Raw genomic sequence first — 7036 nt, forward strand, 5'->3', positions numbered from 1 at the left:
GTAATTTCTTAAAATAATTTATTTCAGGAATGAATCCCCTGCCACCAATTGGAGAACTTGGAAGCCAGGAAGTCTCCCTTCAATTTTTTGATGCAATCGCCGGTCTTGCAAGTTCTGAGCTTAGGACACCGTTTGACGAACTTTTCATTATAAGGACATGGGCCCTGAATAAACGTCTTATTGGCGCCGCGGGGGGCGTATTTGAACCCGTGCGACGGGCCGAAGAGCGAGAATACGGGAGTCTCCGTCGTTCCGGCAAGGTGAAGAGGAAACGAGTCCATGGAGATCACCGCCTCCACTCTCCTGAATAGATATTGAAGCGCTTCCGGACTTAAACGATCCACAAGGATTGATGCCCCAGGAAATTGAAACGACATCTCCAGTGCTCTGAGGCGCTCCTCCTCGTTGCCCTGAAGGAAAAGAAAATTAAAGGCAAATTGACCCTGAATTTTACGAAGGAAGGCGATCAACTCTTTGCTATCGGCTTCCTTGTTTTTCCAGTTCGAAAAGGGAGAGACTAAAAGGCGCGGGCCGTCTGCGGGAAGCGTCTTCAGCATCTCTTCGATCCTATCAACCTCGGCTTTAGACACTTTGAGGGACAACCCCTGAAGGGAGAAGGGTCTTTTGTCATTAAAGTAGCTTTTGATGAGCGACAACATATCCTCACGCACATTCTGTCCCTGAGGCGGGTCGGTGTGGAAATTGGTAAAAAAAGTATTCACCCTCTCAGGAACGCTCTTTTTGCCAAACCCGACTTTGTATTTGGTCTTGCAAAAGAAGGTAATCAGGCCTGACTTGATATTGCCCTGCAAATCGAAGAGGGCATCATAGCTCTCATGGGTTAACTGCTCTAAAAAAGCCCTGACTTCGGCGCGGTTTGTCCGGCAAAAGATATTTTTGCGCCACTTTTTGGAGTCGAAAGCGATCACCCGGTCGATGATGGGACAAGCGCGGAGCACATCGGCAAAACGCTCCTCCACAACCCAATGAATGGATGCACCGGGGGCTCTTGCCTTGAGGTAGTAGGCTGCATCAAACGCCTGGACGATATCGCCGAGGGATGATGTCTTGACGATCAGATACCTCTTTCTTCCTTCCATACTTTTCCAAAAAATGTATTGAGGGCATTTGCGAAATCTTGAGGGATTGGGGATTTGATATGGATTGGCGGGGCCCCTTCCTCCATCAGGAAACTTACAGACCTGGCGTGCAGCAAAAAGCGCTTAGGGCATAGCCCCTCCGGCCTTTTCCATCCATACTGGACGTCTCCGATCAGCGGATGGCCAAGGGAGGCCATATGGCTTCTGATCTGGTGGGTCCTGCCCGTTTTTGGCTCCAGCAGCAGCAAAGAGACCCCTTTTCCCACTTTAAGCACCTGCCAGGCCGTTTCGGCATGCTGGCCTTTTCCTTTTGAAACAGATCCCATGATTGTCTGCCCATGGTAGGAGCTAACTTTACCGAGATTGGAGGAGACTGTCCCCCGCTCTTTCTTAAGAGTGCCTCGTACAAGAGCCAGATAGCGCTTGCGGATGCGTCTTTTACGAAATGCATCCAATAGAAGCTCTTCAGCAGCTTTTGTCTTGGCAAAGAGTAAAACTCCGGTCGTGTCCTTATCCAGACGATGCAGGGGGTAGAGGTCGCCCTTCACCTCTTTGATCAGCTCAAAAAGACCATGATCTATCGAAGAAAGGCCTGCCGGCTTATCATAGGCGATAAGCTGCGCGTCTTCATAAAGGACGCGGTTAGAATCAAACTGATGGCGTATCGGTGAGACATCATCTTTTTTGAAAGGGATGATGGTAACGGTGTCCCCGCTGGCAAGCTTTCTCGAACCAAACCTCTCGACTTCGCCATTGACTGTACAGCGATTGAGCTCTAAGGCGGCTTTGATTTCACGGACGCTGAAAGCACCCTGAAAGTGCTTTTGCAAGTAGTTCTGCAGCGTTGCGGGCAACTGCTGCTCGGACACTTTCAACGATTCCATCAAAGGGACGAATACTGGTTTAAAAAGCGCTGGTCGTTTTCAGAAAAAATTCGGATATCGCGAATGCCGTATTTCAGCATAACAAGCCGCTCAATACCCATACCCCAGGCAAAACCGCTGTACTCTTCAGGGTCGATTCCCCCATTGATGAGCACCTCGGGATGTACCATTCCGGCGCCTGCAATTTCAAGCCATCCGGTGTGCTTGCAGATGGGGCATCCCGCTCCATTGCAGGCAAGGCAGTGAATATCGAGCTCCAAGCCTGGTTCCACAAACGGGAAGTAGCTTGGGCGGAAGCGCATTTTGATCTCTTTGTGAAAGAGGCGCTGAATAAAAAGCTCTAAAGTGGCGATCAGGTCACTGAAGGAGACATTTTTGTCGATGTAAATCGCTTCAACCTGATGGAAAAAGACGTGGGACCTTGCGGTGACGGATTCGTTGCGGTAGCATTTCCCTGGCGCGATAATGCGGATGGGCGGCTTTCTCTTCTCCATGACCCGTGCCTGGATATTGCTCGTGTGGGTTCTTAAGAGAACGTCGGAGGATATATAAAATGTATCCTGCAGATCCCTCGCAGGATGTTCCGGCGGAAAGTTCAAAGCTTCAAAATTGTAATAGTCGGTGTCAATCTCCGGGCCGCCTTCGACAGAAAATCCCATGGAGATCAAGATGTCTAAAATTTCTTCAAGGGCATGCGAGATGACGTGGCGTCTGCCGAGTGTTTTAGCCCTTCCGGGCAACGTGACATCGATCGCTTCCGCCTTCAGCGCTCTATCCTCTTCAATCTCAATTAGATTGTCTATAGCTTCGCTCAGAGTTTTCTCAAGCTGACCTTTGAGATCGTTGATGAGCTTGCCCATGGCAGGCCTGTGCTCTTGCGAGACATCCTTCAGCTCTTTCATCAGATCTTGAAGCGGTCCTTTCTTCCCCAGGTACTTAACTTTGATAGCTTCCAGGTCCTGAGTAGTTGCCGCGTGGCTGATGTCCTGGTGAAATTTCAGTTCTATCTCTTTGATCGATTCCAGCACTTGAGACTCCCTGTAAACGGGCGGATATAGATGAAAAAAAAGGGAGTCCGGATGGGACTCCCTAAAGAGTATTAAATTCGCACTTTAAGCAAGCGCTTTCTTCGACATGTCGACAACCTTGGCAAATCCTTCCGGATCGCGGATCGCCATGTCAGCAAGCACTTTCCTATCAAGTTCGCACTTTGCCACTTTCAGGCCGTGGATGAACTTGCTGTAGGAGACGCCGTGAATTTTCGCTGCAGCGGAAAGACGCGTGATCCACAGGCTGCGGAAATTGCGTTTCTTCTGCTTACGATGCGTCCAGCTGTAGGCCAAAGCCCTCATTACAGCTTCTTTTGTGATCCTGAGGTGGTTTTTTCGGTCTCCCCAAAATCCTTTTGCTTGCTTGAGAATGCGTTTTTTTCGGCGATGTGCTGCAACAGCATTGGTAACTCTAACCATCGCATTCCTCCATGATCTTTAACTGATACATTACGTTCTTATTTTACGCACAATGCGCGCTTATACATCTTGAGCTGGGCGTCACTGACTAGCCCTGGCCTGCGAAGTTGTCTTTTGCGCTTTGCCGTCTTCTTTGTTAAAATATGACGCTTTCCTGGGCGCGCCCTTTTGAGTTTCCCGGTACCGGTCACTCTGAACCTGGCTGCAACAGCCTTTTTAGTCTTCATTTTTGGCACGATAACCTCTCTTCATCTTGAGTCGTTGCTGCCCAACGTTTTACTACTTTGATTCCTGAAGACTACTTCTTTTTAGCCTTCGGCGACAAAACAGTACTTAGTATTCGGCCCATCATGGAAGGAGGAGCTTCAGCAATCGAGATTTCCGCAAGTTCATCGCACACCTTGGTCATCAGGGCTCTCCCGACTTCAGGGTGCATCATTTCCCTACCTCTGAAGGCCAATGTAATTTTGACCTTATTGCCTTTAAGCAAAAAATCCTTTGCCTGCCTCAGCTTTGTCTCCAAATCATGATCATCGATATTTGGTTTGAATTTAACTTCTTTAACCTTGATCTGATGTTGGGCTTTTTTGTTTTCTTTTTCCCGTTTAGTCTGATCATATCGGAACTTACCGAAGTTCATGATCTTGCATACGGGAGGCGTTGATGTTGGGACGATCTCTACGAGATCCAGTCCGACCTCTTCGGCCATTCTGATTGCCTCTTGAATTAAGACAACTCCAACTTGTTCGCCTTTATCATCAATCAACCGCACTTTTGGCGTGCGAATTTCATTGTTAATTCTCAAACTTTTTTTTCTCTCCCTGTTTCAAGCAGGATCTTTGGATAGAATAACCTATCTTATTTTCGAGCTCGTCAAAAAACCCTGCCTGTCCATCGGCCGGTTTTCTTTAACCATAACCCAATCTAAGAGAAAAAGAACCTCTCTCTTCCTCTTCAATCGATGCGACCATAAAAAGAACTGCCTAATGCACTATCCTTTCGGACGCTTGAGCGTGCCTCTCATCATCGATCGACAGGCGAAGACCGTGGCCGGCAACTTCCTACCAAAACTCTTTCTCTACTGCTGTGCGGGTCAACTGTTTGACCTGCTCTGCAGCTTCTTTTAAAGAGACAGAGGAAGTGCTCCTGTCTTTTCAAGACAGAATGCAATCAGTCTTTCGAACGAGCCACTTAGCGTTGCCTTAACCAGGACCATATCGCTTTTTTCGTGGGATTCATTACGAATCTTCACCGAAAGCGGTTCGGGGATTGATGCCACCTCTAACGAGGGACCTTCCCAAAACTCTTGGCGCGCGTCCTGGTAAAACAGAGCAAAACGCTTTGCAACCGTTTTTTTTCCTTGAGAGCGGTTTGTTGAGAGGGTCTCTTTTTGGATCAATGCCTCTAAGGACACCCACTCAGCAGAAACATCGCTTTTCTCCAGACCGAAATTCTCAGAATGGAGAGAAAGCCAGCGACTCTCAACTCCGGATATATTAGCGTTTTTTTCGATGAATTGCAAGGAGGAAATAACCGTCTTAACGCTTAAGTGCGACGGAACAAAAAAATAGGCCGTATCCGCCCAAAATTGGTCGGTATACCAGAGTCCTCGGCGCTGATGAGGATCTAGGGCGCGCACTTTAAGACCGATTTCCGCCGAACCGCGATACTCTCTTCCCCTCTTTTGACACTGAAGGTAATACTCGGCATGCCAAGACAACCTCTCACTTTCAAGATCTGAAGAGGGGTTTGCAGGAGTTCGAATGACGCTAATCCCCTCGCTTTCATAGGCTTTGGCTGTTAAATCCTCTAACTTCCGAAGAGCTGCGACTCCTTTTGTCAAAAAAACTGGCCTACTCCCGATGAACTCAAACAGTTGCAGGTCCTTCCCAAGCTTTTCATGTGATTTTTCGTCCGCGCTCTTGAGGGATTTTACTTTAGATTTCAAAGAAGCCTGATCTTCGGCCGCCACACCTGAGAGGCGGCAGCGGTATGAGGGCTTACCCCCGATGAGTGTTTTTTCCTGATGAACCGCCAGGATTTTGACGGCGCCCGCCTCCTTGGAACGCGCTTCACCGCGAAGATCGCCGGGCACCACCAGATTGTCGATCCGCACCAGCGACGCCAAAGCATTTTTCTCAAGCCGCTTCAGGTCATGCATGATCTCCCATTCGCCATGGGACTTGAACATCGAAACCGCTACATCTCTAAGCATTTCGTGATGAATCAGGGGGATATTGGCCGATATGAGGTCGCGGATACGATCGTTGACAAACTGCACAGCAGAAGCGTCCAGCTCAAATTCAGTTAAAAAATCGCGGGAAAAACAGTTATTTTCTGCAAAACTCCCCGACATTTGAATTTTGGGAAATAGATCTTTTACTGCTTTAGCAAGAAGGAAGGAGGCGATGGTTGCGGGGGTGTTGGTTTGCATTACCTGCAAAGCGCTAAGGCTTAATTTGAATTGGGATATAGCTGACTCGAACAGCTGACCTCCACGATGTCAACGTGGCGCTCTAACCAACTGAGCTAATATCCCGTTTTGGTTAAATGAAGTGACATATTAGCCAATAACACTTCATTTTTTCAACTGAAAAATACAGGACGCAAAATAAAGACCTATCCTCCTCTTGGTTTAGCTCTCACTAACAGGGGCTTGCGCCCCCTCGGCCCGGGCGAATCCATCTTTGTCTCGTACATCCTTTATAAACGCTCTCCTCCCTCCTCTTTGAACAACAGGAAACTTGAGATAAGCAATTCACCATTAACCAGCCTATCGGTCAATAAATTGCACTGCTAATAACACGATAAATTTTCACATCGTTCCTCCGAGCAGAAACAGGGTAATTGCAATCGAATAGCCCTACGAGGTTTTGTCGCAGAATCCTTCTAGGGCATTTCGCAAAAACGAGATTTTCACCGTATCCAGTTCAAAATTAATAGATTATATTACACAACCAAGCAACCGTTAATTGTTTTTGATTCGCTCGTCATCCTCTTTGACAATCCTAACGGCATTTTCAAATGTTTCTTGGTGTACTTTTTGAAGAGGCGCAATCTCATCACCTGTGTGGATGCAGTATTGAATTGTCCCATAATATAATCCAATTAAAGCGATCTGCTCATCATTCTTACGGTCCACTTGTTTGATCCAAAACCCTCCTTGAGGATTGATGTATGAGACCTTAAATACAAAATTATTTTCATCAAAAGGATAGTTCAAAAGATAGGGACGAATTTGTTCGCTGTTATTATACCTCGCGATCAATTCACTAACCAAATTTACTATCAGACGTCTCCCCTCTTTGATTGTGCCGGGACCTTTTTTGTTAACCCCAAGCGTAATAGAATTAATTCCTTTATCAGAACTTCCCCCCATCACATAAATTGGCAAGTCATTAGGTTTCAAAACTTCCTTAGAGTATTTTTTTATTATCTCCTTTGACATTGTTTCATAAACAGGTTCTTGAGAAAAAAAATTTAAAAAAAGAAGAAATGTAAAACCAATCATAATCCAACCCTATTTCTTTTATTTGAAATATCAAAACCGATGTCTTCTATAACTCTTTGATAGCCTTTAGAA

9 protein-coding genes and 1 tRNA gene are annotated in these 7036 nt (G+C 46.8%); 1 reads left to right on the forward strand and 9 read right to left on the reverse strand.

Annotated elements, in window-relative coordinates; genetic code table 11:
- Nucleotides 1-23: 23 nt before the first annotated feature.
- The 6 genes from ELAC_RS06860 to infC form a co-directional block, all read right to left on the reverse strand.
- Complete coding sequence (locus ELAC_RS06860) at nt 24-1100, reverse strand: glycosyltransferase family 9 protein (RefSeq protein ID WP_098038546.1); 1077 nt, start codon at nt 1098-1100, stop codon at nt 24-26.
- Complete coding sequence (locus ELAC_RS06865) at nt 1076-1984, reverse strand: RluA family pseudouridine synthase (RefSeq protein ID WP_098038547.1); 909 nt, start codon at nt 1982-1984, stop codon at nt 1076-1078. The genes ELAC_RS06860 and ELAC_RS06865 overlap by 25 nt, the downstream gene beginning before the upstream one ends.
- Nucleotides 1984-3012: a phenylalanine--tRNA ligase subunit alpha gene (gene pheS / locus ELAC_RS06870; RefSeq protein WP_098038548.1), complete on the reverse strand. Its 1029-nt coding sequence runs from the start codon at nt 3010-3012 to the stop codon at nt 1984-1986. The genes ELAC_RS06865 and pheS overlap by 1 nt, the downstream gene beginning before the upstream one ends.
- Nucleotides 3013-3096: 84 nt before the next feature.
- Nucleotides 3097-3453, reverse strand: coding sequence for a 50S ribosomal protein L20 (gene rplT / locus ELAC_RS06875; RefSeq protein ID WP_098038549.1), 357 nt, complete (start codon nt 3451-3453; stop codon nt 3097-3099).
- Between the two features lie 38 nt (nt 3454-3491).
- Nucleotides 3492-3689 carry a 50S ribosomal protein L35 gene (gene rpmI, locus ELAC_RS06880; protein WP_098038550.1) on the reverse strand — a complete coding sequence of 66 codons (198 nt, stop codon included), beginning with the start codon at nt 3687-3689 and terminating at the stop codon, nt 3492-3494.
- 62 nt (nt 3690-3751) lie between these two features.
- Nucleotides 3752-4258, reverse strand: a complete 507-nt coding sequence (infC, locus tag ELAC_RS06885; RefSeq protein WP_098038551.1) for a translation initiation factor IF-3 — start codon at nt 4256-4258, stop codon at nt 3752-3754.
- 34 nt (nt 4259-4292) lie between these two features.
- Here infC and ELAC_RS06890 point away from each other — a divergent pair, with 34 nt between their 5' ends.
- Nucleotides 4293-4580, forward strand: coding sequence for a hypothetical protein (locus ELAC_RS06890; protein WP_098038552.1), 288 nt, complete (start codon nt 4293-4295; stop codon nt 4578-4580).
- Here ELAC_RS06890 and ELAC_RS06895 read toward each other — a convergent pair.
- The 3 genes from ELAC_RS06895 to ELAC_RS06905 all read right to left on the reverse strand — a co-directional run bounded on the left by ELAC_RS06895 (nt 4577) and on the right by ELAC_RS06905 (nt 6964).
- A complete protein-coding gene (locus ELAC_RS06895; protein ID WP_098038553.1) occupies nt 4577-5887 on the reverse strand; it encodes a hypothetical protein in 1311 nt (436 codons plus the stop codon). The genes ELAC_RS06890 and ELAC_RS06895 overlap by 4 nt on opposite strands.
- A gap of 31 nt (nt 5888-5918) precedes the next feature.
- Nucleotides 5919-5992: transfer RNA gene (locus ELAC_RS06900), tRNA-Val, on the reverse strand.
- A 429-nt stretch (nt 5993-6421) separates the two neighbouring features.
- Nucleotides 6422-6964: a hypothetical protein gene (locus ELAC_RS06905; RefSeq protein ID WP_098038554.1), complete on the reverse strand. Its 543-nt coding sequence runs from the start codon at nt 6962-6964 to the stop codon at nt 6422-6424.
- Nucleotides 6965-7036 lie beyond the last annotated feature (72 nt).

It is taken from the genome of Estrella lausannensis (assembly GCF_900000175.1).
Classification (GTDB): domain Bacteria; phylum Chlamydiota; class Chlamydiia; order Chlamydiales; family Criblamydiaceae; genus Estrella; species Estrella lausannensis.

Coding starts and splice junctions, on each gene's coding strand:
- ELAC_RS06860 (WP_098038546.1), bottom strand. CDS start 1,100: ATGGAAGGAAGAAAGAGGTATCTGATCGTCAAGACATCATCCCTCGGC.
- ELAC_RS06865 (WP_098038547.1), bottom strand. CDS start 1,984: ATGGAATCGTTGAAAGTGTCCGAGCAGCAGTTGCCCGCAACGCTGCAG.
- rplT (WP_098038549.1), bottom strand. CDS start 3,453: ATGGTTAGAGTTACCAATGCTGTTGCAGCACATCGCCGAAAAAAACGC.
- ELAC_RS06895 (WP_098038553.1), bottom strand. CDS start 5,887: ATGCAAACCAACACCCCCGCAACCATCGCCTCCTTCCTTCTTGCTAAA.
- ELAC_RS06905 (WP_098038554.1), bottom strand. CDS start 6,964: ATGATTGGTTTTACATTTCTTCTTTTTTTAAATTTTTTTTCTCAAGAA.